At 73.7% G+C, this 26738-nt stretch carries 29 protein-coding genes; 4 read left to right on the plus strand and 25 right to left on the minus strand.

Translation table 11 applies throughout. From position 1 onward, the window contains the following. Positions 1-23: 23 nt before the first annotated feature. The 5 genes from Gocc_RS04925 to murA are packed head-to-tail and all read right to left on the minus strand — an operon-like array spanning position 24 to position 4165. A complete protein-coding gene (locus Gocc_RS04925) occupies positions 24-614 on the minus strand; it encodes a YggS family pyridoxal phosphate enzyme (RefSeq protein ID WP_181813379.1) in 591 nt (196 codons plus the stop codon). Next, positions 611-1975 carry a CCA tRNA nucleotidyltransferase gene (locus Gocc_RS04930; RefSeq protein WP_114795421.1) on the minus strand — a complete coding sequence of 455 codons (1365 nt, stop codon included), beginning with the start codon at positions 1973-1975 and terminating at the stop codon, positions 611-613. Before Gocc_RS04930 ends, Gocc_RS04925 begins: the two co-directional genes overlap by 4 nt. Before the next feature lie 36 nt (positions 1976-2011). Further along, positions 2012-2395: a Rid family detoxifying hydrolase gene (locus tag Gocc_RS04935; RefSeq protein WP_114795422.1), complete on the minus strand. Its 384-nt coding sequence runs from the start codon at positions 2393-2395 to the stop codon at positions 2012-2014. A 16-nt stretch (positions 2396-2411) separates the two neighbouring features. Then, positions 2412-2888 (minus strand): imidazoleglycerol-phosphate dehydratase, encoded by a 477-nt coding sequence (hisB, locus tag Gocc_RS04940; RefSeq protein ID WP_114795423.1) that lies wholly within the window; start codon positions 2886-2888, stop codon positions 2412-2414. Beyond that, positions 2885-4165 (minus strand): UDP-N-acetylglucosamine 1-carboxyvinyltransferase, encoded by a 1281-nt coding sequence (murA, locus tag Gocc_RS04945; RefSeq protein ID WP_114795424.1) that lies wholly within the window; start codon positions 4163-4165, stop codon positions 2885-2887. Before murA ends, hisB begins: the two co-directional genes overlap by 4 nt. 31 nt (positions 4166-4196) lie before the next feature. Between murA and Gocc_RS04950 the strand changes: the two genes are divergently transcribed. Continuing rightward, positions 4197-4754: an HD domain-containing protein gene (locus tag Gocc_RS04950; RefSeq protein WP_220150454.1), complete on the plus strand. Its 558-nt coding sequence runs from the start codon at positions 4197-4199 to the stop codon at positions 4752-4754. A 7-nt stretch (positions 4755-4761) separates the two neighbouring features. Here Gocc_RS04950 and Gocc_RS04955 read toward each other — a convergent pair whose 3' ends face one another. Both Gocc_RS04955 and Gocc_RS04960 read right to left on the minus strand, forming a co-directional pair. Then, on the minus strand, positions 4762-5193 hold the full coding sequence (locus Gocc_RS04955) for a GFA family protein (protein WP_114795425.1): 432 nt from the start codon (positions 5191-5193) through the stop codon (positions 4762-4764). Then, a complete protein-coding gene (locus Gocc_RS04960) occupies positions 5190-6251 on the minus strand; it encodes an aminotransferase class V-fold PLP-dependent enzyme (RefSeq protein WP_181813380.1) in 1062 nt (353 codons plus the stop codon). Before Gocc_RS04960 ends, Gocc_RS04955 begins: the two co-directional genes overlap by 4 nt. A 165-nt stretch (positions 6252-6416) precedes the next feature. Between Gocc_RS04960 and Gocc_RS04965 the strand changes: the two genes are divergently transcribed. Next, positions 6417-7469: a glycosyltransferase family 4 protein gene (locus Gocc_RS04965; protein ID WP_181813381.1), complete on the plus strand. Its 1053-nt coding sequence runs from the start codon at positions 6417-6419 to the stop codon at positions 7467-7469. Next, positions 7469-7795, plus strand: a complete 327-nt coding sequence (locus tag Gocc_RS04970) for a hypothetical protein (protein WP_147281188.1) — start codon at positions 7469-7471, stop codon at positions 7793-7795. Before Gocc_RS04965 ends, Gocc_RS04970 begins: the two co-directional genes overlap by 1 nt. A gap of 5 nt (positions 7796-7800) precedes the next feature. Here Gocc_RS04970 and Gocc_RS04975 read toward each other — a convergent pair whose 3' ends face one another. The 14 genes from Gocc_RS04975 to rnz form a co-directional block, all read right to left on the minus strand. Continuing rightward, positions 7801-8139 carry a tetratricopeptide repeat protein gene (locus tag Gocc_RS04975; RefSeq protein WP_114795429.1) on the minus strand — a complete coding sequence of 113 codons (339 nt, stop codon included), beginning with the start codon at positions 8137-8139 and terminating at the stop codon, positions 7801-7803. Between the two features lie 72 nt (positions 8140-8211). Continuing rightward, positions 8212-9390, minus strand: a complete 1179-nt coding sequence (gene coaBC, locus Gocc_RS04980) for a bifunctional phosphopantothenoylcysteine decarboxylase/phosphopantothenate--cysteine ligase CoaBC (protein WP_114795430.1) — start codon at positions 9388-9390, stop codon at positions 8212-8214. A gap of 39 nt (positions 9391-9429) precedes the next feature. Beyond that, entirely contained in the window at positions 9430-9663 is a 234-nt protein-coding gene (gene rpoZ, locus Gocc_RS04985; RefSeq protein ID WP_114795431.1) for a DNA-directed RNA polymerase subunit omega, read from the minus strand. Further along, positions 9660-10244, minus strand: a complete 585-nt coding sequence (gene gmk, locus Gocc_RS04990) for a guanylate kinase (protein WP_114795432.1) — start codon at positions 10242-10244, stop codon at positions 9660-9662. Before gmk ends, rpoZ begins: the two co-directional genes overlap by 4 nt. Positions 10245-10291: 47 nt before the next feature. Continuing rightward, a complete protein-coding gene (gene mihF / locus Gocc_RS04995; protein ID WP_114795433.1) occupies positions 10292-10621 on the minus strand; it encodes an integration host factor, actinobacterial type in 330 nt (109 codons plus the stop codon). A gap of 57 nt (positions 10622-10678) precedes the next feature. Then, the gene (locus tag Gocc_RS05000; protein WP_181813382.1) at positions 10679-11542 is read right to left on the minus strand and encodes a dihydroorotate dehydrogenase; all 864 of its coding nucleotides are present in this window, start codon (positions 11540-11542) and stop codon (positions 10679-10681) included. Then, a complete protein-coding gene (locus tag Gocc_RS05005; RefSeq protein WP_114795435.1) occupies positions 11539-12201 on the minus strand; it encodes an iron-sulfur cluster-binding protein in 663 nt (220 codons plus the stop codon). The genes Gocc_RS05000 and Gocc_RS05005 overlap by 4 nt, the downstream gene beginning before the upstream one ends. A 7-nt stretch (positions 12202-12208) precedes the next feature. After that, complete coding sequence (gene carB, locus Gocc_RS05010; RefSeq protein WP_114795436.1) at positions 12209-15265, minus strand: carbamoyl-phosphate synthase large subunit; 3057 nt, start codon at positions 15263-15265, stop codon at positions 12209-12211. Further along, a complete protein-coding gene (carA, locus tag Gocc_RS05015) occupies positions 15265-16311 on the minus strand; it encodes a glutamine-hydrolyzing carbamoyl-phosphate synthase small subunit (RefSeq protein ID WP_114795437.1) in 1047 nt (348 codons plus the stop codon). Before carA ends, carB begins: the two co-directional genes overlap by 1 nt. Further along, the gene (locus tag Gocc_RS05020; RefSeq protein ID WP_114795438.1) at positions 16308-17591 is read right to left on the minus strand and encodes a dihydroorotase; all 1284 of its coding nucleotides are present in this window, start codon (positions 17589-17591) and stop codon (positions 16308-16310) included. Before Gocc_RS05020 ends, carA begins: the two co-directional genes overlap by 4 nt. Beyond that, positions 17588-18565, minus strand: coding sequence for an aspartate carbamoyltransferase catalytic subunit (locus Gocc_RS05025; protein ID WP_114795439.1), 978 nt, complete (start codon positions 18563-18565; stop codon positions 17588-17590). The genes Gocc_RS05020 and Gocc_RS05025 overlap by 4 nt, the downstream gene beginning before the upstream one ends. Beyond that, on the minus strand, positions 18558-19151 hold the full coding sequence (gene pyrR, locus Gocc_RS05030) for a bifunctional pyr operon transcriptional regulator/uracil phosphoribosyltransferase PyrR (RefSeq protein WP_114795440.1): 594 nt from the start codon (positions 19149-19151) through the stop codon (positions 18558-18560). Before pyrR ends, Gocc_RS05025 begins: the two co-directional genes overlap by 8 nt. Before the next feature lie 52 nt (positions 19152-19203). Next, the gene (locus Gocc_RS05035) at positions 19204-19956 is read right to left on the minus strand and encodes a class I SAM-dependent methyltransferase (protein ID WP_114795441.1); all 753 of its coding nucleotides are present in this window, start codon (positions 19954-19956) and stop codon (positions 19204-19206) included. Then, on the minus strand, positions 19953-20933 hold the full coding sequence (gene rnz, locus Gocc_RS05040) for a ribonuclease Z (RefSeq protein ID WP_114795442.1): 981 nt from the start codon (positions 20931-20933) through the stop codon (positions 19953-19955). Before rnz ends, Gocc_RS05035 begins: the two co-directional genes overlap by 4 nt. Positions 20934-21001: 68 nt before the next feature. Between rnz and Gocc_RS05045 the strand changes: the two genes are divergently transcribed. Further along, positions 21002-22627 (plus strand): thiamine pyrophosphate-binding protein, encoded by a 1626-nt coding sequence (locus Gocc_RS05045; RefSeq protein ID WP_220150457.1) that lies wholly within the window; start codon positions 21002-21004, stop codon positions 22625-22627. 25 nt (positions 22628-22652) lie between these two features. Here Gocc_RS05045 and Gocc_RS05050 read toward each other — a convergent pair whose 3' ends face one another. From Gocc_RS05050 to Gocc_RS05065, 4 genes are read right to left on the minus strand one after another with little or no spacing between them, the layout of a single operon-like run. Further along, on the minus strand, positions 22653-22892 hold the full coding sequence (locus Gocc_RS05050; RefSeq protein ID WP_114795443.1) for a LysM peptidoglycan-binding domain-containing protein: 240 nt from the start codon (positions 22890-22892) through the stop codon (positions 22653-22655). Positions 22893-22926: 34 nt separating this feature from the next. Further along, positions 22927-24396: a glycoside hydrolase 5 family protein gene (locus tag Gocc_RS05055; protein WP_147281189.1), complete on the minus strand. Its 1470-nt coding sequence runs from the start codon at positions 24394-24396 to the stop codon at positions 22927-22929. A 58-nt stretch (positions 24397-24454) separates the two neighbouring features. After that, positions 24455-25477 carry an N-acetyltransferase DgcN family protein gene (locus tag Gocc_RS05060; protein WP_114795445.1) on the minus strand — a complete coding sequence of 341 codons (1023 nt, stop codon included), beginning with the start codon at positions 25475-25477 and terminating at the stop codon, positions 24455-24457. Then, positions 25467-26471: a dipeptide epimerase gene (locus Gocc_RS05065; protein ID WP_114795446.1), complete on the minus strand. Its 1005-nt coding sequence runs from the start codon at positions 26469-26471 to the stop codon at positions 25467-25469. The genes Gocc_RS05060 and Gocc_RS05065 overlap by 11 nt, the downstream gene beginning before the upstream one ends. Positions 26472-26738: the final 267 nt, after the last annotated feature.

Here is a 26738-nt window from a genome sequence, read left to right on the forward strand (position 1 = left end):
GTAGCCCAGTCGGAGGACGCTTCTCAGCGGAACAGGGTGCTGCCGACGCGGATCAGCGTCGCGCCCTCCTCGACGGCGACCCTCCAGTCCTGCGAGGTACCCATCGAGATGTCGGGCAGACCGAAGTCGCGGGCAAGCTGTGCGAGCCGGCGGAAGGTCGGCCGGCTCTGCTCCGGATCCTGCGCGAACGGCGGCATCGTCATCAGGCCCCGGATGAGCGGGTACCGCTCCATGTACTCCTCGATCTCGCGCTCCGCCACCCCGCTCTTGGACGACTCGCCGGCGAGGTTCACCTCGAGCAGCGCCGGCACCGTGAGCCGGCGCGCGGCGGAGTGGCTGTCGAGCGAGTGCACGAGCTCGCAGACGCCGTTGACGAGCTTGACCTTGTTCGACTGCAGCGTGCCGATGAAGTGCCAGCGAAACGCGTCCCCGTAGCGGTCGTGCTTGCGCACCATGTCCTGCGCCCGGTTCTCCCCCACCACCTCGATGCCGGCCTCGACGAGCGCGGCCATGTCCTCGAGTGGCACGTATTTCGTCGCCGCCACCACGGTCACGCCGGGGCCGGCCTCGGCTCGGATCGCCTCGTAGGCGGCCCGCACGGCGTCGGCGTTCATGCGCTCTCCTTCGCCGCGCGCGCGAGAAGCCATGCCCGCCGGTTCCGCGACGGGTCCTCGACGACCTCGTCGAGCAGCGCGCGCAGGATCGATCCGAGCCGGGGTCCGGCCGGGATGCCGGCGGCGATGAGGTCGTTGCCGTCGACGGCGAGATCCTGCAGCCTGTGCGGGCTCTCGCGCTCGCGCTCGAGCGCGTCGCACAGGGCCGAGAGCGCCGCGAGCTCACGCTCCGGCACCGACTTCGCGGCCAGGTCGGCCGCCTTCAGCTCGACGAGATCGCGGGCGCCGCGCTCGCCGTGCTCGGCAAGGAAACGGCGGGCGCGGCGGCCGTCGACCGGGCCGTCGAGCCGGAAGGCGTGGCCTGCGACGACACGCGTGACGTGCCGTCGCACGCGCGCCGGGTAGCGCAGGCGCGAGAGCGCCGCCCCCGCCAGGCGCGCGCCGACCTGTGCGTGGTCCGTCCCGGCCGCGTCGGCCTCCGGCTTGCCGAGGTCGTGCAGCAGCGCCGCCAGCCGCACCTCGAGCGGCGCGCCGTGGTCGGCCGCGGCCTGGACGGCGGCGAAGACGTGCTCGTCCAGGGGCAGCGGCTGGCGCGCGGACGGGATGCGATAGCCGAAGGCGGCGCGGATCTCGGGAATGACGCGCTCGAGCACGCCCGCGTCGCGCGCGAGGCGAAGCGCGCGTGCCGGCTGCGCCCCGAGGAGCAGCTTCGACAGCTCCCCCATGCCGTCCGCCGCGATGCCGCCGCCGATGCGCTCGGCCGACACGTGCTCGAGCCCCGCCGCCTCCATGCGCATCTGCGCGAACGTCTCCCCCGCCGGCTCGAAGCCGAGCTGGGAGACGAAGCGCAGGCCGCGCAGCAGGCGCAGCGGATCCTCACGGAAGCTGTCGCGGGAGACGGTGCGCAGGATGCGCCGCGCGAGATCGGCGAGACCGCCGAACGGGTCGACGAGCGACCCGTCCGCGAGCCGCCTGGCGATCGCGTTGACGGTGAAGTCGCGGCGCGCCATGTCCTCCGCGATCGCGATGTCGGCCCCGCTCACGATCGCGAAGTCGCGGTGGCCGGGGCCCGTGGAGCGCTCCGCCCGCGGCGGCGTCAGCTCGATGCCCGCGGGCGCGAGCGCGCGCACGTCCGGGTCGCGCGGGAAGAGGCGCACGCCGACGAGCTGGCCGTGCACCTCCATCTCCTCGACGCGGCCGTGCGGCTCGAGCGCCGCCCGCAGCCCGGCATGGTCGACGCCGGGCACGAGGAAGTCCTCGTCGGCGTGCGGCACGCCGAGCAGCTCGTCCCGCACCGCGCCGCCGACGACGTAGGCGTCGAGGCCGAGCGAGCGGACGTAGCGGCGGACGGCGGTGGGCACGGCTGCATTGTCGCCGCCCGCGCCCCGGCCGGGGCGTCAGACGTGCGCGACGGCCTCGATCTCGACGAGAGCGCCCGACGGCAGCTTCGCCACCTCGAACGTCGACCGCGCCGGCGGGCGCTCGCCCACATGGCGGCTGTAGACCTCGTTCATGGCTGCGAAGTCGCCGAGATCCTGCAGGAACACGCTCGTCTTGACGAGCTTGTCGAGCGAGCTGCCCGCCGCCTCGAGGATCGCTGCGAGATTGCGCAGCGCCTGTTCGGTCTGGGCGGCGACGTCGCCCTCGACGGCGGTGTCGCCGGGCTTGAGGCCGAGCTGGCCGGCGACGAACACGAGCTCGCCGACCCTGATCGCCTGGTTGTACGGCGCTCCCTGGAACGGGGCGGGGGCGTTCTCGGTGCGGATGACGGTCTTCTCCACGGGGACCTCCTCGGTGTCAGGGACGGGATGTGGCGTCTGCGAGCGCGACGCCGAGCGCCTTGAAGATGGCGGCGAGAACGTGGTCCGTGTCCTCCCCCTCGATCAGGCGCACGTGCAGGGTGAGACGGGCCGCGTCGGCGAGCGCCCGCAGGAAGCGTGCCGCCATGTCCGTGCCGAGGCCGCTGGCGCCGGTGAGGTCGGCGTTGGCCGCGACGAGCGGCACTCCCGACGCCTCGAGCACGACCATCGCCAGCGCCTCGTCGGCGGGCATCGTGCCCGCCCCGTGGGCCCCCGGTCGAAGCAGCGGCGCCACGGCGAGGCCGAGCGCCGCACCCGCCGCATCGACCTCGGCCGCGGGCTCGTCCGGCTCGATCTCGAGCGTGAGGTCGAACCGCCCGGCGCGGGCGAGGAGCGCCAGCAGATGGTCGAGGACGGGCATGCCCGTGGCGACGTTGCTCTCGCCGGCGCCGTGCGTGAGGCGAGCGCCGCTCACAGCTCGCCGCGCTCGATGTCGGCGCCGAGCGCCCGCAGCCGCTCGTCGATGCGCTCGTAGCCGCGGTCGATCTGGCGGATGTTCCCGATCGACGAGCGGCCCTCGGCGCACAGCGCCGCGATCACCATCGCCATGCCCGCGCGGATGTCGGGGCTCTCGAGCCGCTGGCCGTAGAGCTTCGCCGGGCCCGTGATCACCGCCCGGTGCGGATCGCAGAGGATGATGCGCGCGCCCATCGAGACGAGCTTGTCGACGAAGAAGAGCCGGCTCTCGAACATCTTCTCGAACACGAGCACGGTGCCGTGGGCCTGCGTCGCCGCCACCACCGCGATCGACGTCAGGTCGGCCGGGAAGGCAGGCCAGATGCCGCTCTCGATCTTCGGGATCTGGCCGCCGAGGTCGTCGACGACGCGGAGCTGCTGGCCGGGAGGCACGCGCAGCGTGCGCTCCCGCACCTCGAGCTCGATGCCGAGCTTGCGGAACGCCGGCACGATCGAGACGAGATCGTCGGGCTCGACGTCCTCGACCGTGAGGTCGCCGCCGGTCACCGCCGCGAGCGCCGCGAAGCTCGCCACCTCGACGTGCTCGGGACCGATGCGGTACGAGCCGCCGCCGAGGCGCTCGACGCCCTCGATGCGGAGCACGTTCGACCCGATCCCCTCCACGCGTGCGCCGAGGGAGACGAGGAAGCGGCACAGATCCTGGACGTGAGGCTCGCATGCGGCGTGGCCGACGATCGTCTCGCCCTGCGCCAGCACGGCCGCCATGATCGCGTTCTCCGTCCCCATCACGGACGCCTCGTCGAGGAAGAGGCGCGTGCCGACGAGCTTGCCGGCGCGCAGGTCGTAGGCGCCGTTCATCTCCATCTCCACGCCCAGCGCGGCGAACGCGTGGATGTGGGTGTCGAGGCGGCGGCGGCCGATCACGTCGCCGCCGGGCGGCGGCACGACGGCGCGGCCGAAGCGGCTGAGCAGCGGTCCGGCGAGCAGGAACGACGCGCGGATCTCCCGGCAGAGGTCGGGATCGAGCTCCGTCTTCGTCACCCCCGAGCTGTCCACGCGCACCTCGTTCGGGCCCGTCCAGACGGCGTCCGCGCCGAGGTCGGCGAGCAGCTCCACCATCACCTCCACGTCGCGGATGCGCGGCAGGTTCGACAGGCGCACCTCCTCGGAGGCGAGCAGCGTGGCGGCGAGGATCGGCAGCGCGCCGTTCTTGTTGCCCGAGGCGCGGACGGTCCCGGAGAGCGGGCGGCCGCCCTGGATGACGAACGACTGCATGAGGCGGGCGCTATCGTACCCCTCCGTGCGCGTGACCCGCGACAGAGCCTGGGCGACCCTGACCCGCTACACGACGAGCGAGTCGCTGCTCCGGCACGCGCTGGCCGTGGAGGCGTCGACGCGCTCCTACGCACGCCGCTTCGGCGAGGACGAGGAGCTGTGGGGGTGCACCGCGCTCCTGCACGACTTCGACTACGAGATCCACCCCACGCTCGACCGGCATCCACAGGACGGCGCCCCCATCCTGCGCGAGGAGGGATACCCGGAGGAGCTGATCGAGGCGGTGCTCTCGCACGCGGAGCACGTGGGCATCCCGCGTGACACGCCCCTCAAGAAGACGCTGTTCGCCTGCGACGAGCTGTCGGGGTTCGTGCACGCGTGCGGGCTCGTGCGGCCGACCGGCCTCGAGGGGCTCGAGCCGAAGTCGGTGCGCAAGAAGCTGAAGCAGCCGTCGTTTGCCGCCGGCGTGCACCGGGACGAGGTCTACGCAGGCGCGGAGCTCCTCGGCCTCGAGCTCGACGAGCACATCGCGAACGTCGTCGCGGCACTGCGCCCCGTCGCCGCCGAGCTCGGCCTTGCGGCCGCGTAGGACGTCGCTACGGGCGCCAGCGTAGCGGCGCCGCGTCCGCCGGATACGCGGCCGGGAACGTCGTCGCGCCGGCGGGCGGACGCTCCCAGGGCTGGGCGGAGCGCGCGTACACGTGCCCGGCGAGCTCGAGGCCGGCCGCGTCGTCGAGCGTGCCGACGCCGATCGACACGGTCGGGCGTCCGGGCGCGTCCCAGAACAGGCTCGCGCCGCACTCGGCGCAGGAGCCGTGGCTCGCACCCGAATCCGAGGCGGGCGCCGCCGTCCAGCGCAGCCCGCGGTCTTCGAGCAGCGCCAGCTGCTCGCGACGCGCCGCGGTCGCGGCCCACGCGCGGCCTGCCCAGCGCCGGCACTCCGGGCAATGGCACACGAGCACGTCGCGCAGCGGACCGTCCACGGCATAGCGGACGGCGCCGCAGAGACAGCCGCCCTCGCGCCTCATCGCGCGAGCTCCGACACGAGCCGGTCGAGGTCGCCGTCGCTCGTCCACCAGCCGCACGAGACCCTCACGAGGCCGCTGCGCGGGATCTCGCGCACGTGCACGCCGGCGGCGAAAAGGCGCTCGACGAGAGCCGCCGCCTCCTCGACAGGGCGGAACGCGACGAGCGTCGCGCGCTCCTCGGGCACGATCACCTCGACGTGCTCCGCGAGGAGCGAGCGACACCGCTCGGCTGTCGCGGCGGCGCGGTCGAACGCCCACGCGGGACGCGTGCCGACGGCCGCGAGCAGGCCCGCGAGCGAGGCCGCCGGCCACCAGTTCGGCTCGAAGCGGGCCGCGCCCTCGCGCGCCGTGAACGACCCGTCCGGCGCGTAGGCGACCTGCGAGAAGTAGCTCGGCGACGCGACACGGAGCTCGTCGGGTCGCGCCACGAACAGCGCGCCGGTCGTGTCGGGGCCGCACAGCCACTTCTGGCCCGACACGGTGAGGAAGTCGATGCCGTCGACGTCGACGGGGACGGCGCCGACCGACTGGGCGCCGTCGACGAGCACGGGCACGCCGGTGGCGGCGCGCAGCTCGCGCACCGGCAGCAGGCGCCCCGTCGTCCACAGCACCTGCGACAGGGCCAGCAGCCGCGTGCGCGGCGTCACCGCGGCGGCGATGCGCTCGGGATCGGGCTCGACGACGACGACGCGCGCGCCCGAGGCGCCGAGCGCGCCGAGCAGGCCGAAGTGCTCGTCGCTCGTCGTCACGACCTCGTCCCCCGCTCCCAGACCGATGCCCGCGACGACGATGTTGCAGCCGTCCGTCGTCGAGGAGGTGAGCGCGACCTGCCCGGGCTCGGCGCCGATCAGCGCGGCGACGGCGGCACGGACGTGCGCGCGCATCTCCATCGCGCGGCCGAAGTACGGGGTGCCGCTGCGGCCCTCGCGCAGATCCCTCTCGAGCTCCGCCGCCACGGCTGCGTGCGTCGCGCGCGCGATCGGCCCGAAGGTGCCGGCGTTCAGGTAGGCGATCCGCTCCAGCACCGGAAACTGGGCGCGCGCCTGCTCGAAGGTCACCCGACCTCCCGCTCGACCGCTGCATGGTCGGAGAGCACGACGCCATTGTGCACGCGACGCTCCCGCGACCAGGCGGTCAGCGCTTTGCGCGAGGACGTGGTCGACGCCGCGGAACAGATCCCGGCTGCGGACGATCACCGCCACGGTCGCTCTACTCTAGAGAGCGTGCGCCTCCTGCTCGCCGATCCTCCCGCCTACACGCCCCGGTACGACCACGCCCTCGCCGCGGCGCTCGCGCGCGCCGGCGCCGACGTCACGCTGCTGACGTCGCGCTTTCGCTACGGCGCGGTCCCGGCGCCCGCCGGCTACCGCTTCGACGACGGCCTCTATCCGCTCTCGGCGCGGCTGCGCGCGCCGCGGCTGCGGCTGGCCGTGAAGGCGCTGGAACATCCGTTCGCGCTGTCGCGGCTGGGCCGCGCCCGCGCGGACGTCACGCACCTGCAGTGGCTCTCCGCGCCCGAGGTCGACGCCTGGCTCCTCGCCTCCCGCGCACCGCTCGTGTTCACGGCGCACGACCTGCTGCCGCGCCGCACTGCGCACAGGACACGCACGTGGCGGCGGCTGTTCTCCCGCGTCGAGCGCGTCATCACCCACAGCGAGAACGGCCGGCGCACGCTCGCGGACTTCGGCGTCGCGGAGGAGCGGCTGCGCGTCATCCCGCACCCGGTCTTTCGCAGCGAGCCGCCGCGTCGCGACGACGGGCGCACCGCGCTCGCCCTCGGCGTCATCCGGCCCTACAAGGGGCTCGCGGACGCCGTCGCGGCCGTCGGCCGCGTCGACGGGGCCCGCCTGCTCGTCGCGGGCGACCCGCGCATGCCCCTCGAGCGCCTGCGCGAGACCGCAGGCGACCGTGGCGAGTGGCGACTCGGCTACCTCTCGCAAGCCGAGCTGGAGCAGGCGCTCGGCGAGGCGACGGTGGCGCTCTTCCCCTATCGCGCCGAGCTCGACCAGTCGGGCGCGCTCCTTCAGGCGCTGGGAGCCGGTGTGCCCGCGATCGTCTACGACGTCGGCGGGCTCGGCGAGATCGTGGGCGCCTTCGGCGCGGGCGCGGTCGTGCCGGCGGGCGACGAGGAGGCGCTCGCCGACGCGCTACGCCGGCTGCTCGACGACGCACATGCGCTCGCGCAGGCACGCGCGGGCGCGATGCGCGCCCGCGACGAGCTCACCTGGGAGCGCGCCGCCGCCGCCCACCTGGCGCTGTACCGGGAGCTGACGTGATGTTCGGCCGGCGCAGCAGCCGCTTCCGCGACGTCATCGAGCGCCAGCTCGCGCTCTTCGCCGAAGACGAGGCCGATCTGCTCCAGGAGGCCGACGCCGCCGAGGCCGCGTGGAACGCGGTCGGCCGCGACGAGGCGGAGGAGGCCTACGGCGACTACCAGCTCGTCGTCGATGCGATCGCCGACCGGCTGCTCGACATCCGCGAGACGTATGCGTCCACGCTCGACGACGCGGCGGCCGCCGACTACCGCGATGCCTTCGGACGTGCGGCGAGAAGGCGCTTCCGCCGCTATACGAGCCTGCTCGACGATCTCGACGACGCCTGAGCGGATCAGGGGCCGAGCCCGTCGCCGGGCGACCGCGGCCGCAGGCAGCGGGCGAGCTTGAGGTAGCGGCTTGCCTCGGCGCCACGGCCCTGCTTCTGCAAGGTGCGTCCGAGCGCGTAGTGCGCGTAGTCGTCGACCGGGGACAGCTCGAGCACCTTGCGGAACTCCGCCTCCGCGGCGGCCCAGCGCGTGATGCGGAAGTAGGCGATGCCGAGCGCCTCGCGGATGGACGCCTTGTCGGGCTCGAGCTTCTTCGCCTTCTCGAGCGCCACGGTCGCCTGTGCCGCCATGCCGCTGCGCAGGTGGCGCCGGCCCTGCTGGTAGAGATCGTAGGCCTCGCTCATGGGGTCATCGTGCCGGAGGCGTCAAGAGCTCCGCCGCGACCGCGCCGGGAGGAACGTGCGCCGCGCTCGCGCTCAGCGGCGGCGCTGCGCGAGCAGGCGCTCGACCTCGTCGAGGACCGCCTCCGCGACTGCCGGCTTCGGCGCCTTCGGCACCAGGCGCTCGCCGTCCCGCGAGACGAGCGTGACCTCGTTGTCGTCGCTGTCGAAGCCGATGTCGAACCGCCCCACGTCGTTGTAGACGACGAGGTCGACGTTCTTGTCGTCGAGCATCGCGCGCTTGCGCACGAGGCCGTCCGGCCCCTGCTCGGCGCCGAAGGCGACGAGCACCTGCGACGGGTCGCGCGCGCTGCCGAGCGCGCGGGCGACGTCGACGGTCGGCACGAGCTCGACGTGCCACGGCTCGGCGCTCTTCGCACGCTTGCCGTCGCCCGCCGCCGCCGGCCGGTAGTCGGCGACGGCGGCGGCCATCACGATCACGTCGGCGTCGCGGCGCGCCATCGCCTCGCGCTCGAGATCGGCCGCCGTCGGGGTCTGCACCACCTCCACGCCGGCGGGCGCCGGGACGCCGAGGTTGGCGGCAAGCAGCGTCACGGCGGCTCCGCGCCGTCGCGCACCGTCTGCCAGCGCGACGCCCATGCGCCCCGACGAGCGGTTGCCGACGTAGCGCACGGCGTCGAGCGGCTCGCGCGTGCCGCCGGCCGTGACGACGACGCGGCGGCCGGCAAGCGTGGATGGCGCCTGCTCGCCGAGGAGGGCGAGCGCACGCTCGACGATCGCGGCCGGCTCCGCCATCCTGCCCCATCCGACCTCGCCCTCGGCGAGCTCGCCGGCGCTCGGGCCGATGATCTCGACGCTGCGAGCGCGCAGCGTCTCGAAGTTCGCCCGCGTCGCCGGGTGCTCCCACATGGCCGAATTCATCGCCGGCGCGACGAGCAGCGGGCCGCGATGCGCGAGTGCCGCCTCGGTGAGCACGTCGTCGGCGAGGCCGTGCGCGAGCCGCGCCGCCGTGTGCGCGGTCAGCGGCGCGATCAGCAGCAGGTCGGCGCGCTGGAGATGCGGGTACGGGTCGGCTGGCCGCTCGCGACGCGCGAGCGCGAAGAACGTCTCGGCGCTGACGAAGCGCTCGGCGCCTCGCGTGGGCAGCGGCAGCACATCGTGTCCGCCGCGCACGAGCAGGCGCACCACCTCGCACGCCTTGTAGGCGGCGATTCCGCCGGTGATGCCGAGGACGATGCGCGCCACGGCGCACATTGTGCCGTCAGGAGGTGGAGAAGGAGGAGCCGGCGGGTCCTAGGGGCGGTACGCGTACGCGATCTTCGCCTGCGCGATCTCTTCCATCGCCATCGTCAGGTAGTTCTTCGAGCGCGACTGCACGAGCGGCGGCGGCGCGTCCTCGAAGCCCAGGCCCTCGCCGAGCTGGTGGTGGTAGCTGTTGATCTGGCGCGCGCGCTTGGCGGCGACGATCACCAGCGCGTAGCGCGAGTCGACGTGCTCGAGAAGGTCGTCGATGCGGGGTTCGATCATTGCGCGACCATGGTACCGGCAAGATCGAGCTCCCGCTCGACGATCGCCGAGAGCACCTCGGTGGCCCGATGGACGTCGTCGTTTCGCACCATGTAGCGGAACCGGTGCGCCTGCTCGAGCTGGCGCCGTGCGAGCCGGATCCGGTCCTCGATCTCGCCCGTCGACTCGGTCGCGCGTTCGCGCAGCCGACGCTCGAGCTCGGCCACGTCGGCGGCGATGAAGATCGTCACGGCACGCTCGACCTCCTCCTGCACCCTGAGCGCGCCCTCGAGCTCGAGCTCGAGGACGCAGACGCGCCCCTCCGCGGCGATGCGCGCCATCTCCGAGCGCAGCGTCCCGTAGCGCTTGCGCGACACGTACTGCACGTGCTCGAGGAATTCGCCCGCCTCGACGCGGGCGACGAACTGCTCCTCGTCGAGGAACCAGTACTCGCGTCCGCTCACCTCGCCGGGGCGCATCGGCCGCGTGGTGGCGGAGACCGCGACCTCCAGCTCGGGCAGCCGCTCCACGAGCGCCCTGATCAGCGTGCCCTTGCCGGCACCGGACGGGCCCGTGATGACGAAGACCGGCTGCGCGCTCATCGCGGCCAACCCTACCGGCGATGCCGCGAGCCCTTCGGCACGCGTGTTCAGCGGTTGAAGAGCGACACCAGCTCGTTGCGCTGGCGCTCGGAAAGGCCGCCGACCGTCTTCGACTGACTGATGCGGCACTGGTTCAGCAGGCGCGCGGCCTTGACGCGCCCGAACTTCGGCACCGCCATCAGCATGTCGAACACCTTCGCGGTGGAGACGTACTCCGGCGGATCGAGGAGGATGCCCTCGATCTGCACCGTGCCCTCCTTGAGGTCCTTCTTCAGCTGAGCTCTGCGGACGCGGATGTCGTTCGCCCTCCTGAGCGCCTCCATCCGCTGATCGAGTGAGCGAGCGGGCGCCTGGGCTTGAGTCTTCGACGCGACCATGAGCGCCCGAGTCTAACAATCCCGGGCGGCCGGTCAAGCACAACTGTTGTTGCGCATTTACAGGGCTTTTTCTCGGTTACTTCTGGCAACAGCGCGTGCGTCGGCCGGATCGCGGAAGCCGCGGGCCGCCGCTTCGGCTGCGAGCTCGCCGCGGATGCGCCCGGGCGCTCCCGGGTCGGAGAAGAGCACGGTGCCCAGCGAGACAACGCTGGCGCCGGCCGCGACGAGCTCCAGCGCGTCGATACCGGTGACGACGCCCCCCATGCCGACGATCGGAACCTCGACGGCGGCCGCGCACGCCCAGACGCACGCGAGCGCGATCGGCTTCAGGGCCGGCCCCGAGTATCCGCCCAGCGCCCGTGCCAGCCGCGGCCGCAGCGTGGCGGGATCGAGTGCGAGACCGCGGATCGTGTTGACGAGCGAGAGCCCGTCCGCGCCGGCGGCGACGACGGCGCGGGCGGACTCCGCAATGTCCCAGGTCGCGGGCGACAGCTTCGCGTACAGCGGCTTGCGCGTGGCCTCGCGGCAGGCCGCCACGATCTCGGCCGACGACTCGGGCGCCTCCTCGACGTTCGGGCAGGAGAGGTTGAGCTCGAGCACCTCGACGTCGTCGCGCCCGTCGAGGCGCTCGCAGATGCCCGCGAAGTCCCGCGCGGAGAAGCCGCCCACCGACACCCACACGTGCAGCCCCAGCGCGGCGAGGCGCGGGAGGACGTCGGAGACGAGCGCGTCCACGCCGGGGCCTTGCAGGCCGATGGCGTTGAGCATGCCGGCACGGGTCTCGGCGATGCGCACCGGGGGGTTGCCGTCCCGCGGCAGCGGTGTGATCGTCTTCGTCACGAACGCGTCGAGGCTGCGGGCGACGTCCGGGGCGGTGAGCGCGTCGAGGCAGCCGCTCGCGTTGAGCAGGGGAACGGTCACGCCGCGCGCAGAACGGGGCCGCTGACACAGAGCCGCTGCAGGCGGCCGTCGACCTCGACGACGCAGCCGTAGCAGGCGCCGTAGCCACAGGCCATCGGCGCCTCCCAGGCCAGCTGCGCCCCCGGCACGCGCTGCCGCAGCGCCGCGAGCATCGGCTCGGGCCCGCACGCGAGCACGTCGCCGGGATCGTCGGGCAGCAGCGCGGTGACGTAGGTCGGCTCGAGCACCACCTCGGCGCCCGGGACGAGTGCCGCCGCCTCGGCGTGGTGGGCGCTGCGGAAGCCGAGCAGCGCACGCGGCCGGCCGAGTGCCCGCGACAGGTACGGCAGCGGCGCCACGCCGATGCCGCCGCCGACGAGCAGCGGGCGCCGCACGGCGAGATCGAAGCCGTTGCCGAGCGGCCCCAGGACGTGCAGGCGCTCGCCGGCGGCGAGCGCGCAGAGCGCGCGCGTGCCGGGCCCGACGGGATCGATCAGGAACGCGAGCTCGCCCGCAGGCGCGAGGCACAGCGACATCGGCCGCGGCAGCACGCGACCGGGCGCCTCCAGCATGAAGAACTGCCCCGGCATGCCGGGCGAGAGGCTCCCGCGCCCGACGCGCAGCAGCGTGTAGGGGCCGACCGGCTCGGTGCCGACGACCTCGACGAGCGCGCGCCGCATCCGCGTCTCAGCCGCCGATCCCGATGCGCTCCTGCAGCGAGAGCACCGTCTCGGCCCGGGCGTTGGCGATCGCGTGCACCGCCGCGGCGGCGCCGGAGATCGTCGTGATGCACGGCACCCGGGCGCTGATCGCGGCCTCGCGGATGCGGTAGCCGTCGGCGCGCGCGCCCGAGCCCTGCGGCGTGTTGACGATGAGATCGCAGCGCCCGTCGCGCACGAGGTCGACGACCGTGCGCTCGCTCGCGTCCGCGTCGGCGACCTTGGCGATCTCCTCCACGTCGAGGCCGGCTGCCCTGAGGGTGCGCGCCGTGCCCTCGGTGGCGACGAGCGTGAACCCGAGCCCTGCGAGCGCCGCCGCGATCGGCGCCACGCTCGGCTTGTCGGCGTCGTTGACCGACAGGAATGCGGTGCCGGAGGTCGGGAGCGGCCTGCCGGCGGCGCGCTCCGCCTTCGCGAACGCGGTCGGGAGGTCGGCGGCGCTCGCCATCACCTCGCCGGTCGAGCGCATCTCGGGGCCGAGCACGGCGTCGGAGCCCGGGAAGCGCGCGAACGGCAGCACGGCGGCCTTCACGCTCACGTCGGTCGGCCGCGGCGTCGGCAGCCGCAGGTCGCGCAGCTTCTGCCCCGCCGCGAGCTTGCACGCGGCCTCGACGAGGTTGATGCCGATCGCCTTCGACACGAACGGAACGGTGCGCGACGCGCGCGGGTTCGCCTCGAGCACGTAGACCGTCGAGTCGGCGATCGCGAGCTGCACGTTGAGGAGCCCGACGACCCCGAGCGCCGGCCCCAACCGCTTCACGACATGCTCCACCTCGAGCGTGTTCGCGAGCGTGAGCGACTGCGCCGGCAGCACGCAGGCCGAGTCGCCCGAGTGCACGCCGGCCTCCTCCACGTGCTGCATGACGGCGGCGATGACCACGTCCTCCCCGTCGCAGAGCGCGTCGACGTCGACCTCGATCGCGTTCTCGACGAAGCGGTCGAGCAGCACCGAGCCGGAGACGGCCGCCATCGCCTCGCGCAGCTGCCCGTCGTCGTAGCAGACGCGCATGGCGCGGCCACCGAGCACGTACGACGGGCGCACGAGCACGGGATAGCCGATGCTCGCCGCCGCCGCGAGCGCCTCCTCCTCGCCGTCGACGGTCGCCCACGGCGGGCAGCGCACGCCGAGCCGGTCGGCGAGCGCGCCGAACAGCTCGCGATCCTCGGCCAGGTCGATCGCCGCGTGCGGCGTCCCCATGATCGCGTACCCGGCGGCCTCGATGTGCCGGGCGAGCCGCAGCGGCGTCTGGCCGCCGAATTGCGTCACCACGCCCTCGGGGCGCTCGCGGTCGAGGACCGCGAGCACCTCCTCCGGTGACAGCGGCTCGAAGTAGAGCCGGTCGGACGTGTCGTAGTCGGTCGACACCGTCTCGGGATTGCAGTTGATCATCACCGCCTCGTAGCCGAGCGCGCGGAAGGTCTGCACGGCGTGGACGCAGCAGTAGTCGAACTCGATCCCCTGCCCGATCCGGTTCGGCCCCGAGCCGATGATCACGACGCGCGGCTTCGTCGCGGGCGGCAGCGGCTCGTCCTCCTCGCCCCACGTCGAGTAGTAGTAGTTCGAGCCCGCCTCGACCTCGCCCCCGCAGGAGTCGACACGGCGGTACGAGGGCCGGATTCCCCTGGCGTAGCGGACGCGGCGCACGTCGTCGCCGCTCGTCCCCCACGCCGCGCCGATCGAGTCGTCGCCCCAGCCCGCGCGCTTGGCACGGCGGATATCGCGCGAGGCGAGCTCGCGGCGCGCCTGCGCGAGCTGCTCCGTGAACCACGGGTGCACGCCCTCCGGGATGTCGTCGAAGGTCGCCCACGGCGTCGGCGCGCCGGGGTCGAGCTCGCGCGAGCCGAATGCCTTCAGGAACGCCTCCGAGAACGTGCGGCCGATGCCCATCGCCTCGCCCACGGACTTCATCTGCGTGCCGAGGGTGGGATCGGCGCCGGGAAACTTCTCGAACGCGAAGCGCGGGAACTTCACGACCACGTAGTCGAGCGTCGGCTCGAAGCTCGCCGGCGTCGTCTTCGTGAGGTCGTTCGGGATCTCGTCGAGCGTGTAGCCGACGGCGAGCTTGGCCGCCACCTTGGCGATCGGGTAGCCCGTCGCCTTCGACGCGAGCGCCGACGAGCGCGAGACACGGGGATTCATCTCGATGACGCGGAGCGCGCCGGTCTCCCGCGAGCGCGCGAACTGGATGTTGGAGCCGCCCGTCTCGACGCCGACGGCGCGGATGATGGCGGCGGAGGCGTCGCGCAGCTCCTGGTAGGCCTCGTCCGAGAGCGTCATCTGCGGCGCGACGGTGACGGAGTCCCCGGTGTGCACACCCATCGGGTCGAGGTTCTCTATCGAGCAGACGATGACGACGTTGTCGTTGCGGTCGCGGATCACCTCGAGCTCGAACTCGTCCCAGCCCTTCACCGACTCCTCGACGAGCACCTGCGAGATCGGGCTCTCGCGCAGGCCGCTCTCCACCTGGCGGCGGAGCGCGGCCCGGTCGTCGGCGAAGCCTCCGCCGTGCCCGCCGAGCGTGAAGGCCGGCCTCACCACCGCCGGAAGTGTCACGCCGTGCAGGTCGTCGAGCGACGTGACGATACGCGACGCGGGCGTGGTGAGGCCGCAGCTCTGCACCGCCTCGCGGAACAGCCGCCTGTCCTCGGCACGGCGGATCACGTCCACCCGCGCGCCGAGCAGCTCGACGCCCAGCTCGTCCAGCACGCCGGACTCGGACAGCTCGACCGCGAGGTTGAGAGCGGTCTGGCCGCCGAGCGTCGGCAGGATCGCGTCCGGGCGCTCGCGGCGCAGCACGTCCGCGACCGCCTCCAGGTCGAGAGGCTCGACGTAGGTGCGGTCGGCGAAGCCGGGGTCGGTCATGATCGTGGCCGGGTTCGAGTTGATCACGATCGTGCGGTAGCCGTCCTCGCGCAGCACCTTGAGCGCCTGGCAGCCGGAGTAGTCGAACTCGCAGGCCTGGCCGATCACGATCGGGCCCGAGCCGATCACGCAGATCGAACGCAGGTCGCGCCGCGCGGGCATCAGCGGGCCTCCACCAGGTCCGCGACCCAGCGCTCGAGGATCGGCCAGGCATCGTGGGTTCCCGGCCCGGCCTCGGGGTGGAACTGGACCGAGCGCGCGTTCATGTCCGGGAAGTCGAAGCCCTCGACGGTGCCGTCGTAGAGCGACACGTGCGTCGCCTCCTCGCCCGCGGCCGCGCGCACGGCGAAGCCGTGGTTCTGGCTCGTGACGAGGACACGCCCGGAGCGCCGGTCGAGCACCGGATGGTTCGCGCCACGATGGCCGAACGGCAGCTTGAAGGTCTCGTGCCCGGTGGCGAGACCGAGCAGCTGGTGGCCGAGGCAGATCCCGAGCACGCTCGTGCGCCCGAGCAGGCTCCGGATCACCTCCACCTCGGCCGTCAGCGGCTCGGGGTCGCCGGGCCCGTTCGACAGCAGCACGCCGTCGAAGGAGGCGAGCCGGTCGGGATCCGCGAGGTGCGGGAACACGGTGACTGCGGCGCCGGCGGCACGCAGGCGCCGCATGATCGACGTCTTCGCGCCGTAGTCGACGACGGCGACGCGCACCTTGCCGTCCTCGTTGTAGACGGCAGGCTCCGCGCGCGAGACGGCCGCGACGAGCGCCCGGCCTTCCATCGGCGGCTGTGCGAGCACCTGTTCGAGCGCGTCGCCGACCGGGAGCGCGGACTCGTCGGCGACGGCGACGGCGCGCATCGCCCCGGATTCGCGGATCCGCAGCACGAGCGCCCGCGTGTCGAGCTCGTCGAGCGCGACGATGCCGTGCCCGGCGAGCCATGCCGGCCAGGTCTCGCCGCCGCAGCGTCGCATGAGCACCGCCGCCGCCCACGGCCTCGCCGACTCGAGGCGCTCGTCCGCGACGCCGTAGTTCCCGATCATCGGCGCCGTGAAGCACACGAGCTGCGCGGAGAAGCTCGGGTCGGTGACGGTCTCCTGGTATCCCGTCATCGCCGTCGTGAACACCGCCTCGCCGAACGCCGCGCCGGGCGCGGCGACGGAGCGCCCGCGGAAGACGGTGCCGTCCTCGAGCAGCAGATATCCGGCCGTCATGCCGCGAACACCACGCGGCCGTCGGCGACGGTCTTGACGACCGCGCCCCGCAACGTCCGCCCGAGCAACCACGAGTTGACCGAGCGCGAGCGCGTCTCCTCCTCGCTGACCGTCCAGCGGGCCTCGAGATCGAGAAGCACGACGTTCGCGACCTCGCCCTCGGCGATCCGCGGCAGCGGCAGGCCGAACGCCTGCGCGGGTCCTGCCGACATGCGCTCGAGTACCAGCTCGAGCGGGAGCACGCCGGGTTCGACGAGGAACGTGTAGAGCGCCGAGAAAGCGGTCTCGAGGCCGATGACGCCGAACGGCGCCTCCTCGAAGGGCACGTCCTTCTCGTGCCGTGCGTGCGGCGCATGGTCGGTGGCGACGCACGCGATCGTGCCGTCGCGCAGGCCATCGAGGAGCGCCTGCCGGTCGTCCTCCGACCGCAGCGGCGGGTTCATCTTCACGTTGGTGTCGAGTGTGCGCACGGCGTCGTCGGTGAGGCAGAGGTGGTGTGGCGTGGCCTCCGCGGTCACGGCCACCCCGCGCGCCTGCGCAGCTCTGACCGCGGCCACGGACTCACGCGCCGAGACGTGCATTATATGCAAAGACCTCTGCTCGTATGCAGCTAGGGCGCAGTCGCGCTCGATCATCGTCGACTCGGCGACCGACGGCCACCCTGCCAGCCCGAGCTCGGCGGAGACGGCGCCCTCGTGCATCTGCCCGTCGCGCGAGAGCGTCGGCTCCTCCTCGTGCAGCGCCAGCGGCCGCCCCGCGACGGCGCTGTACTGCAGGGCGCGCCGCATGAGCCCGGCCGATACGACGGGCTTGCCGTCGTCGCTGAAGCCCGCGGCCCCGAGCGCCGCGAGCTCCGCCATCTCGGTCAGCTGATCGCCCCGCAGGCCCCTGGAGATCGCCGCCACGAACCCCGTCGGCACGACCGCCTCCGCGCGCGCCGCCTCGATGAGCGCGCCGAGCACCGAGGCGCAATCGACGACGGGATCGGTGTTCGGCATCGCGAGGATCGCGCAGTAGCCGCCTGCTGCCGCGGCGGCGGTGCCGCTGGCGACGGTCTCCTCGTCCTCGCGGCCGGGCGTGCGCAGGTGGACGTGCGGGTCGACGAACGCCGGCGCCAGCACGAGGCCGCGAGCCGCCTCCGCGGCGGGCTCGAGCCTGGTGATGCGCCCGTGCTCGATCGCGACGTCGAACGCGCCGTCGACGCCTCCGGCCGGGTCGAGCACGCGTGCGCCCTCGATGCGCAGCGTGTCGCGCGCGCCGCCGCGGCAGAAGAGCGTCATGCGACCTCCAGTGCCCGAACGATCTCGACCGGTCCGCTCGTGAGCAGGTCGTAGAGCACAGCCATCCGCACGACGAGACCGGCGCGCACCTGCTCGCTCACGAGCGCAGCGCCGGAGTCGGCCACGCGGGGGTCGATCTCGACACCCCGGTTCATCGGCCCCGGGTGCATGACGACCTGCCCTGCGCGAACGCGGTCGGGCGTGATCCCCCACAGCGCGGTGTACTCGCGCAGGGACGGCACGAACGCGGCGCCGGGCAGCATGCGCTCGTGCTGCATGCGCAGCACGTAGACGACGTCGGCGTGCGCGATCTCGCGGATGTCCGTCGTCGTCGCACAGCCCAGCGCCTCGATCCCGCGCGGCAGCAGCGTCGGCGGAGCGACGAGCGTCGTGCGGGCGCCGACGAGCGCGAGCGCCTCGACGAGCGAGCGGGCGACGCGCGAGTGGAGCACGTCTCCGACGATCGCCACGTGCAGGCCCTCCAGCCGGCCAAGGGCTTCCCGCATCGTGTAGAGGTCGAGCAGCGCCTGTGTCGGATGCTGGTGCTTGCCGTCCCCGGCGTTGACGACGTGGGCCGCGGTCGCGCCTGCCACCACCTGCGGCGCCCCGATGCACGGGTGCCGGATCACGATCACGTCGGGGTCGTACGCGGCCAGCGTGAGGGCCGTGTCCTTCAGAGACTCGCCCTTGTCGACCGACGAGCCCGACGAGCGCAAGGACATCGTGTCCGCCGAGAGCCGCTTCGCGGCGAGGTCGAAGCTCGAGAGCGTGCGCGTCGAGGACTCGTAGAAGAGGTTGACGACGAGCCTGCCGCGCAGCGCGGGCAGCTTCTTCACCTCCCGGTCGAGCGAGCGCGCGAGGGTCGCGGCCGTGCCGAGGATGCGCTCCACGTCCTCGCGTCCGAGGTCGGAGACGGCGAGGAGATGGCGGCGCGGTGGGGACGGCGGGCGGCCTGCGAGCCGGATCTCAGCCATCGTTCCCCTCCGCTCGGCCGAGCAGCAGCACCCGGTCGACGTCGTCGACTTCGAGCAGCTGCACCTGGACGCGCTCGGCCCGTGCCGTGGGCAGGTTCTTGCCGACGTAGTCGGGCCTGATCGGAAGCTCGCGGTGCCCGCGGTCGACGAGGACCGCGAGCTGCACGCGGGCGGGGCGCCCGTACTCCAGGAGCGCGTCGATGGCCGCGCGGATCGTGCGCCCCGTGAAGAGAACGTCGTCGACCAGCACGACGGTCTTGCCTTCGAGCTCGAAGTCGAGCGTGGTGCCGCGCACGACGGGCTGTGCGTGCCGTGGCGCGCCGCCTGCGCGCACGAGCACGTCGTCGCGGTGGAAGGTGATGTCGACGGAGCCGAGCGCGACCTCGACACCCGAGCGCTCGGCGACGAGCCTGCGCAGGCGCCGGGCGAGCGGCACGCCGCGGGTGTGGATGCCGACGAGGGCGACCTCGCCGAGGACGTCGTTGCGCTCGATGAGCTCGTGCGCGATGCGGGAGATGGTGCGCGAGAGCGCTTCGGCGTCGAGCAGTTCCTTCGGCGCCGGCCGGCTCGGCAGATGGGTCGTCATCGTGCTCCTTTCCGGCCTCACGGGACCGGCTTAAAGGGGGACTCGAGTGATGTTAGCGGTGGGCGACGACGACGAGCTGCTCCAGCCTCACCTCGACGCGGTCGGGGAGCTCGCGCTCCGCGCGCGCGGAGCCCTCGCGCAGCTCGTCGGCGTCGAGCAGGTCGAACGTCGAGATGTGCCGTCCCCGGATGCGCGCGAGCGCCTGCTCGCGAGCGAGCGTCTCCACGGACCGAACGCGGATCGCCGCGGTCGCCGCGAAGCCGGCGCTCGCAAGCTGCCGCTCGAGCTCCCGCGGCGAGGGGAAGCGATGCCGGTCGATCACGGCGATCGACGGGAAGAAGCCGCGCAGCCAGTAGCCGTCGAAATGGTCGGGATGGAATGTCGCGATCGCGAGCCTCCCGCCCGGCGCGAGCACGCGGAAGGCCTCGGCGAAGGCGGCGGGGCGGTCGACGAGGTGGACGACGAGCGACATCGTGACGCGGTCGAACCAGCCGTCGCGGAAGGGCAGGTCCTCGGCGCAGGCGCGCTTGAGCCCGACGCCGCGGGGCACGCGCCGCCGCGCGACGGCCAGCATCTCGGCGCTCGGGTCGATCCCCCACACCTTCGCGTGCGCGCGCTCGACGAGCGCCGTGGCGAGCTGGCCCGTGCCGCAGCCGACGTCGAGCAGGCGCCGGCCGCGCAGGTCGGCGGCCTCCACGAGCACCTCGAAGCGCTCCCACCAGGCGGCGGAGGTCGGGCGCAGGTCGTCGTAGCGGGCGGCACGCTCGTCGAAGCGCGGAGCGCGGCCGTCCGCTGCGGGCGTCACTGCGGGGCGTCCGCGGCGGGGAGGTGTCCGCGCCGCGCCCCCCGCGGGACGAGCACGGGCGCTCCACGCTCCGGGAAGGGAATCTCGATCGTGTCGAAGTCGCGCGGCACGACCGTGGCGGGGAACAGCTGGCGCGCCTCGGCGGCGACGTCCGGGCCGAAGTACCGGCTCGACAGGTGCGTGAGCGCGAGCAGCCGCACGCCGGCCTCCCGGGCCACGAGAGCGGCCTCGCCCGCGGTCGAGTGCCCCGTCTCCCGGGCGCGCCCGCGCTCGTCCGCGCAGAACGTCGCCTCGTGCACGAGCACGTCGGCACCGTGCGCGGCGTCGACGACGCTGGCGGCGGGGCCGGTGTCGCCCGTGAGCACGACGCTGCGGCCCGCGCGCGCCTCCCCGAGCACCTGCTCGGGCGTGACGACCGATCCGTCGGCGAGCGTCACCGCCTCGCCGCGCTGCAGCGCGCCGCGCTCGCGCCCGTGTGGGACGCCGAGCGCGTCGGCCGCCGCCACGTCGAAGCGTCCGGGCCGCGCCTGCTCCACGAGCGCGTAGCCGAGCGCGGGGACGCCGTGGGAGACGCGGAACGGCCGGATCGCGTACTCGCCGCGCTCGAGCGCGTCTCCCGCCTCCAGCTCGACCGTTGCCACCTCGTAGGTGAGCTTGCCGATGACGCGCCGCAGCGTCCCGAACAGGTCGCGCAGGCCCGTCGGGCCGTAGACCGCCAGCGGCAGCTCGCGGCCGCGGAGCGCGAACGTCTTCAGCATGCCGGGCAGCCCCAGCGTGTGGTCGGCATGGAGGTGCGTGACGAAGATCTCGGGCAGGTCGACGAGGCCGACGTCCGAGCGCAGGAGCTGGCGCTGCGTCCCCTCGGCGCAGTCGATCAGGATGCGCTCGCCGCCGCGACGCACGAGCGTCGCGGCGGGGGCGCGCTGAGCCGTCGGGGCGGAGCCTGACGTCCCGAGGAAGACGACGTCGAGGTCCACGGAGCGGGATTCTAGCGGCACGTCCTGCTCCGCCCTCTCCGCGCGCCCACGTGTCGTAGGCTGCGTTCGTGGGCGACCGGCTACAGGGTGGACATCTCGTCGCGCAGGCGATTGCCGCCGCCGGCGTCGACGTCGTCTTCACGCTCTCCGGCGGCCACGTGATGCCGATCTACGAGGGTTGCAGGCGCGAGCGCGTGCGCGTCGTCGACGTGCGGCACGAGCAGTCCGCGGCGCATGCGGCGGAGGCGTGGGGACGTGTCCGCCGGCAGTGCGGCGTCGCCGTCGTGACGGCGGGCCCCGGGGTGACGGGCACGGTCACCGCGGTCGCGAACGCATCTGCCGCCCAGGTGCCGTTGCTCGTGATCGGCGGCGCCCGGCCGCTCGTCCAGGCAGAGCGTGGGGCACTCCAGGAGTTCGACCAGCTCTCGATCTTCAAGCCGATCACGAAGTGGGCCGGGGTGTGCGCGCACGCCTCGCGCCTGGCCGAGTACGTGGCGATCGCCTTCCGTCATGCGCTCGCGACGCCGCGCGGACCGGTCTACCTGGAGCTGCCGATGGACGTGCTGTTCGAGGAGGCCGAGGCGGACGCGCCTCCCGTGCCGCCGCCGGCACCGGCACGCGTGCTCGGCGATCCGGACGCCGTCGAGCGCGCCGCCGCGCTGCTCGCGCGGGCCGAGCGCCCGGCCGTCGTCGCCGGCTCCGGCGTGTGGTGGGACGGCGGGGCCGACGCGCTCGCGCGCCTTGCCGAGGCGCTGCAGGCGCCCGTGTTCCTCAACGGCTCGGGCCGCGGCTCGCTGCCGCCCGATCATCCGCTCTTCTTCCAGCACGCACGGAGCGCGGCCCTCGACACCGCCGACGCCGTGCTCGTCGTCGGCGCCACGCTCGACTTCCGCCTGCGCTACGGCCGCTTCGGCACGGGCACGCTCGTCCACGTCCACGGCGACCCGCGCGAGCTCGGGCGCAACCGCGTTCCCGACGTGGGCATCGCCGGCGACTGCGCGACCGTGCTCGACGCGCTGGCGGGGCTCATCCCCGCCGCCGCCGCGCGGGAGGCGTGGCTCGAGAGCCTGCGGGAGACCGAGGCGGCATGGTGGGCCGGGCGCCGGCACGAGATCGAGTCCGACGCCGCTCCGCTCCACCACTACCGGCTCGGCGCCGAGCTCGACCGCGTCCTCGACCCGGGAACGGTGGTGATCGGCGACGGCGGCGACGTCGTCGCCGCCGTGTCGCGCGTGCTGCGCGTCCATCGGCCGGGCCACTGGCTCGATCCGGGCCCGTTCGGCTGCCTCGGCGTCGGCCCAGGCTACGCGCTCGGGGCCGGGCTCGCAGGCTTCGGCGAGGCGATCGTGGTCGTGATGGGCGACGGTGCCTTCGGGCTCAACGGGATGGACTTCGACACGCTCGTGCGCTTCGGCGTGCCGGCCGTGCTCGTGGTCGGCAACGATGCAGCCTGGGGTGAGATCCGCATCCCCCAGGTCGGCATCTACGGTCGCGAGGGCGAGGTGGCGACACGCCTGGCGGCGAGTCGCTACGACCGGCTGTGCGAGGTGTTCGGCGGACACGCAGAGCATGTCGAGCGGGCGTCGGATCTCCGCCCCGCGCTCGAGCGGGCACTCGCTGCCGGCCGGCCGGCGATCGTGAACGTCATGCTCGACCCGGACGCGATGGCCGGGCATGCGTACCGCGGCATGTAGGGACAGCGGCGGAGCACGCATCGGACTACGGGATCCGCAGGACCTGCCCCGGCGCGATCGCCGTGCCGCGCAGCCGGTTGCGCTCCTGCAGCCGCCAGACACCCTCGCGTGGATCGCCGCCGTAGGTCGAGGCGGCGATCGACCAGAGCGTGTCGCCCGGCTTCACCCGGTAGGCGCGCTCGGGGCCGGACGCGCCCGAGTCCCGTGCCAGGACGGCCCACAGGCCGACGGCGACAAGGGAGACGAGAAGCAGTCGAACGAACATGTGTTCGACACTATGCACGAACAGGTGTTCGCTGTCAAGCCGGCCATCGTACCTGCCGCGTGAAGGAGATCTCGCGCTCGCCGTTCGCCTCCGCGACGAGGCGCACGACCACCGTCGCGCGGGGCAACCCGCGGGGGCGCGGCAGCGTCACCCTGCCCGGCCGCGACGGCAGAGCCTTCGCGCCGGCGCATCCCGGGCTCGACGCCGTCCGCCGCGCGAGCGCCGCCGTCGCCCGCGCGGCCGCAATCGAGCCGGGCAGCAGGCACGCGACGACGTCGGCGCCCTCTCGCGCGCCGACCTCCACGCGGACGCGCGCGCCGGCGACGGCGACCGCGGGCCGCGTCGCGCCCACGACTGCCTGCGCGGGCCGCCACGCGGCGCGCGCCGAGCGGCATCGCCCGGCCGCCGTCTCGGCGATCGCCTCGCGCACGGCCCCGGCGGCGGCGCGCGCCGTGCCGTCGAGCCGGTGCAACGCCGACTGGAAACCCGAGTCGCGGGGCGTATCGTCGTAGAAGCCGAAGATGTCGACGCCTCCGATGTCCGGATCGCAGGCCGCCGCGCGCACGAGCCGTCCGTAGATCGCCGCCTGGGTCGCCTCGTCGGTCACGGCGACGTTCTCGAGGCCCGTGTAGCCGGGCAGCGCCGACGTGTCGACCTGCCATCCCACCTCGTCGAGGAAGAGCCGCAGACCGTCCACGGTCGTCGGCTGCGCCGTGTCGTGGAACGCGTCCCACAGCGCCTGCTTGATGCGGTCGAGGTCGGCGAACCCCGCGTTCGGCCACGGGTAGCCGCGCTCCGGCGGATCGAGGGCGCTCTTCGGGTACGGGTGGAAGCTGAGGCCGTCCATCAGCGGCTGCAGCCGACCGCTCGCCCGGTACCAGCGGCCGAGGGCGGCGAGGAAGCGCACCGGCGAGGTGGAGACGTTGCTCGGCGCCGTCGGCCGGTCGTTGCCGCGCGGCGACAGGCCGACGCCGATGACGAGGATGTCGGGGTCGACTGCCTTGAGCGCGTCGTACCCGGCCGCGAGGAAGCGCCCGGCGACGGCCGCGGACACGTTGTTGCCGGCGGCGTCGAACTGCGGGCGCAGGAAGGCGGGCTGGTTGGGCTCGTTCATGAGCACGTAGCGCCTCACGTCCGGGTAGCGCTCGGCGAGCGCCGTCAACTGCGCAGCGAATCCCGCCGGTGTGGCGAGCCCCGCCTCTACCTCGCGCGGCGGATACGGGTACACCGCGAGCGAGACGCGGAGCCCGGCGGCGAGCGCGAGCGGGATCGTGCGGTCGAGCAGCGCCTCGTCCTGGATCAGCCCCGGCTCGCTCGGAAGGTACCGCGTCGTGATCACCGTCTCGCGCAGGCCGAGCGCGGCCATCTGCGCGTAGAAGACGGCGCCTCCGTCCGGCGCGTACTTGCCCGTGTCGTCGTTCGCGCCGATCTCGGCGCCGAGCGCCACGGCGGCGCACGCGAGCGCCGTCAGCCCGACCGCAGCCGCCACAGCAGATCTCCGCACCAGCGGTCTCCTTCGCCGCATCTCCCCTCCCTCCTCGCCTGCCCGCGGAGCGGACGGGCTAGAGCCGCGCCAGCACCGCGTCGAGCAGGGGTCCGGCGCCGAAGCGCACGGGATCGCCGGCAGGAAGGCCTGTCTCCTCCTCCGTGTCGGCGATCGCCGTACGGGCCGCGACGTCGGAGAGGCCGCGCGTGTTCAGCGCCACGCAGGCGACCACGGCCCGCCGGCGCGTGAGCGAGATGCGCTCGTGCAGCTCGACGAGCTCGGGCAGCGGCACGAGCGGATGACCGGGGTAGCCGTCCACCTCGGTCGCGCCCGCGCGATGGCAGAGCACGAGCACGTGGGGTGCCGAGCCGTGGAGAAGACCGAGCGTGACGCCCGAGTAGGCGGGGTGGGAGACGGCTCCCTGGCCCTCGACGAGCAGCAGCTCTCCGCCGCGCTCGTGCCCTTCGACGACGAGCCGCTCGGCAGCTCCCGCGATGAAGTCGCTGACGACCGAGTCCACCGCGATCCCCCAGCCCGCGATCGCGATTCCCGTCTGGCCGGTCGGCACGAAGCACGAGGCGATCCCGCGCGCGCGCGCCTCGCGGTCGAGCTCGAGCGAGACCGTCATCTTCCCGATCGCGCAGTCGGAGCCGACGGTGAGCACGATCCGCGCGGGCAGTTCGAGATTCGCGCCGCTCGGCACGTCGAGCCCCGCGGGGGGCCGGCGCAGATCGAGGAGCTCGACGGCGAAGCGCCGCGCCAGCTCGGCGAGCTCCGGGTCGTCGGCAACGAACTCGTGCAGCCCGTTCTCGATCCCGAGCCCGTGCCGGATGCACGCCTTCAGCAGCTCGCGCCAGGCCGGGGGGAAGCGACCTCCCTGCGTCGCCACGCCGACGAGCGCGCGCGTTGGCCCGAAGCAGAGGGAGGAGTCGACGTCGGCGACGATCGGGATGCCGTCCTCCATCTCGCCCGCGCGCTGCGAGTCGAGAATCGCGACGACGTCCTCGCGCCGGTAGCGGAGCACGCCACGCATGGTCTTGCCGTAGTGCGGGTCGCCCGAGTAGCCCTCGGCGAGGATGAGCAGCCGCCTAGCCGACACCGAGGCCCGGCCCTTCCGACGGCACCTGGACGCCGTCGACGAACGCGACGCCGGGGGACGGGTCCTCGGCGAGGAGCAGGTTGCCGTCGAGGTCGACGTGGTCGCACAGCGGCGCGACCACGCAGCCGGCGGCGATGCCGAGCCCCGACTCGACCATGCAGCCGAGCATGACGCCGAGGCCGAGCGCACGGGCGGCATGGGCCATCCGCAGCGCCTCGCGGATGCCGCCGGACTTCGCGAGCTTGATGGTGATGCCGTGGCCGATCTCCGCGCACGTCGCGACGTCGGCGAGCGTGTGGCAGTCCTCGTCGAGGTAGATCGGGAGCGGCGAGCGCTCCCGCAGCAGCGCCCCGCCCGGGTCGCCGGCCGGCAGCGGCTGCTCGACGTACTCGACGCCGAGCGCCGCGAGCTCCGGGACCGCCGCGAGCGCCTCGTCGACCGACCACCACTCGTTGACGTCGACCTGCAGCGGCAGGTCGGTGCGGCTGCGCACCGCCCGCACACGCTCGACGTCGAGCCCGTCGCCGCCGCCGAGCTTCAGCTTCAGCCTGCGGAAGCGGTTGCCGACGCGCTCGGTACGCCGCGCCATGTCGTCGGGATCGCCGAGCCAGATCGTCCACGAAGTCGGAGGGCCGGCGCGCGGCAGACCGAGCAACCGCCACACGGGCATGCCGAGGAGCTTCCCCTGGAGATCGTGGAGCGCCGCGTCGAGAGCGGACTTCGCGGCCTGCTCGCCCGGCACCTCGGCGAGCCGCGCGCCGATCTCCTCCAGCGCGAACGGGTCGCCGCCGAGCAGACCGGCGTGCTCCGTCACGAACGCGAGCGCGGAGGCGGCCGTCTCGTCGTAGCGGTCGATCGGCGCACCCTCGCCGCGGCCGACGACGCCGCCGTGGCGCAGCGAGACGTGCACCACATCCTCCTCGTCGCGGGCCTCGCGGGCGATCACGAACGTCTCCGCGAGGCGCAGGCGGACGATGCGGGCGTCGACCTCCATCACGCGAGCCTACCGTGCCGCGCCCGCTCCCTGAGACGGGTGAGCGAGCGCCTGCGGCGGCGATCCGATACCGCGTGCGTGGGTACCGCCGGCTTCTCCTCCCCGCGGTCCCGGCGCCGCTCGCTGCCCCGGAGGACTGCGCGGCGCCGCCGGTGACGGCGGTGGCCGCGACCGACGGGAGCGCCCGCCGGACGATCGGCGACATCCTGCTCGCGCACGGATTCGTCGACGGCGACGGGCTCGCTCGCGCCGTCGCCGAGCACGAGC

Origin of the sequence: Gaiella occulta (assembly GCF_003351045.1) — a bacterium.
Taxonomy (GTDB): domain Bacteria; phylum Actinomycetota; class Thermoleophilia; order Gaiellales; family Gaiellaceae; genus Gaiella; species Gaiella occulta.